Here is a 2,356-nt window from a genome sequence, read left to right as displayed (position 1 = left end):
CGTGCCGGGCGGACGGGCGATCCCGTTCCGATCCCGGATCGGTTTCCGAATTCTGCTCCGGTGCCCGGCCCACCACCACGGTGTGCACCCGGACCCGGCCACGGGCGTCCGCGCCGCCCTCACCGCGTAGCTCCAGACCGTGCGCGACGACCTCGGCGCCCGGTAGCGGAACCCGGCCCAGTTCGTGCGCGAGCAGGCCGCCGACGGTGTCGACCTCCTCCTCATCGATCGGCAATCCGTACAGCTCGCCCAGGTCGGCGATCGGCAGGCGCGCCGAGACCCGGTACCGGCCCGGTTCGATCTCCTCGATGGGCGGGGTCTCGTCGGTATCGTATTCGTCGGCGATCTCTCCGACGATCTCCTCGAGCACATCCTCGATGGTGACCAGTCCCGCGATACCGCCGTATTCGTCCACCAGCAGCGCCATATGGTTGCGGCGGCGCTGCATTTCGTCGAGTAGATCGTCGAGTGGTTTGGAATCGGGCATGAACACCGCGTCGCGCATCACCTCGCGCACCCGGACACTGCGGCCACGGTCGGCGTAGGGCACCAGATCCTTCAGGTACACCACACCCAGGATGTCGTCGACGTTCTCCCCGATCACCGGAATCCGGGAGTGCCCGCTGCGCACCGCCAGCGACATCGCCTGCGCCACCGATTTATCGGCCTCGATCCAGACCATCTCGGTACGCGGCACCATCACCGCGCGCGCGATGGTGTCACCCAGTTCGAATACCGACTGGATCATGCGGCGCTCGTCGTCGGCGACCACGCCGCGTTCCCGAGCCATATCCACCACCTCGCGCAATTCGATCTCCGAGGCGAACGGACCGTTACGGAAGCCCTTACCGGGAGTGATCGCGTTACCGAGCAGGATCAGCAGCCGGCTCACCGGTCCGAGCAACGCGCCGATGAACTGCAACGGCAGGCCCGCGGCCAGCGCGATCGAATACGCGTGCTGGCGGCCCAGTGTGCGAGGCCCGACGCCGATCACCACATACGACACCAGCACCATCGCCACCGCCGTCACCAGCAGCGCCCAGCCGCTGTCGAGGAAACTGCTCAGCGCGGCGGCCAGCAGGACGGTCGCGGTGATCTCGCACAGGATGCGCAGCAACACCATCAGGTTCACGTAGCGGGGCCGGTCGTCGACGATCCGGCTCAACCGGGCCGCGCCGGTCCGCTCGCTGCGAGCCATATCGTCGAGCCGGGCCGGTGACAGGGTGTTCAGGGCCGAATCCACCGCGGCGAACACTCCGCCGACCGCAGCGAGCAACGCGGCGAACAGCAGCAGGGTCATCTCGTTCACGCGTGCGCGTCACCCGGCCACGAACGCCCCTCGTCGGGCGCCGCGAAACCCGTCTTGCCCAGCAGGCGGGCATCACGGGCGGCGAGTTCGGCGCGCCGGGCCGCGTCACGCAGTTCCTCGTACCACTGTTCGAGCAGCCGGGCCTGCAGGCCGAACATCTCCTTCTCCTCGGCCGGTTCGGCATGGTCGTAGCCGAGCAGGTGCAGCACACCGTGCACGGTCAGCAGCGCCAGTTCGTGGTCGAGGGAATGCCCGGCCTTCGCGGCCTGGTCCAGGGCGAACTCGGGGCAGAGCACGATATCGCCGAGCATGGAGGGCCCCGGCTCCGGACTGTCGGGGCGGCCGCCGGGTTCGAGCTCGTCCATGGGGAACGACATGACGTCGGTCGGCCCGGGCAGGTCCATCCAGCGCATATGCAGGTCTGCCATGGTGTCGAGATCCACCAGCACCATGGACAGTTCGGCGGCCGGGTGGACATCCATCCGGCCGATCACGAACCGGGCGACGCCCACCAGGTCTTCCTCGGGAACTTCCATACCCGACTCGTTGGCGATCTCGATACTCACCTGGTCAGCCTAAAGGGTGGGGCCGGACGCAACCCAGCCGACGTCCGGGCACGGCCGCGAAGATCGCGGAGGTACGGCCGCCGTCCGGCCCCCGAGCTGTCGCCCGGCACCGGCCGTTACCGGCGGGCCGTCCGCCCCGCCGCCCGCCGCTGGGCCCGGTTCCCGGACATATGCGGCGGCCCGACCGGTGGACGCGTCTCCGATTCGAACTTGTCGTAGGCGTCCACGATGTCCGACACCAGCCGGTGCCGCACCACATCGCTGCTGGTGAGCTGGGCGAAATGGATATCCTCGATATCGGTGAGAATCTCACTGGCCGCCCGCAGCCCCGATCGCGACCCGTGCGGCAGGTCCACCTGGGTGACATCGCCGGTGACCACGATCTTCGACCCGAACCCGAGCCGGGTCAGGAACATCTTCATCTGCTCGGCGGTGGATGGGCAAGATGTACGGGCGATTCCATCCGCGGCTCTTCCCGACC

At 68.3% G+C, this 2,356-nt stretch carries 3 protein-coding genes; all 3 read right to left on the bottom strand.

Annotation, left to right across the window (positions count from 1 at the left end):
- A partial coding sequence (locus ACWDU1_RS31715; protein ID WP_450004104.1) for a hemolysin family protein occupies window positions 1-1,300 on the bottom strand: 1,300 nt, incomplete at its 3' end.
- Window positions 1,301-1,305: 5 nt separating this feature from the next.
- Window positions 1,306-1,875 (bottom strand): rRNA maturation RNase YbeY, encoded by a 570-nt coding sequence (gene ybeY, locus ACWDU1_RS31710; RefSeq protein WP_450004103.1) that lies wholly within the window; start codon window positions 1,873-1,875, stop codon window positions 1,306-1,308.
- Window positions 1,876-1,991: 116 nt separating this feature from the next.
- Window positions 1,992-2,356 (bottom strand): PhoH family protein (locus tag ACWDU1_RS31705; RefSeq protein ID WP_450004102.1); only part of this gene is annotated, 365 nt, incomplete at its 5' end.

It is taken from the genome of Nocardia sp. NPDC003345, from assembly GCF_053589395.1.
Note: the sequence above shows the minus strand (reverse complement) of the source record. Positions and strands in the feature narration are given on the sequence as shown.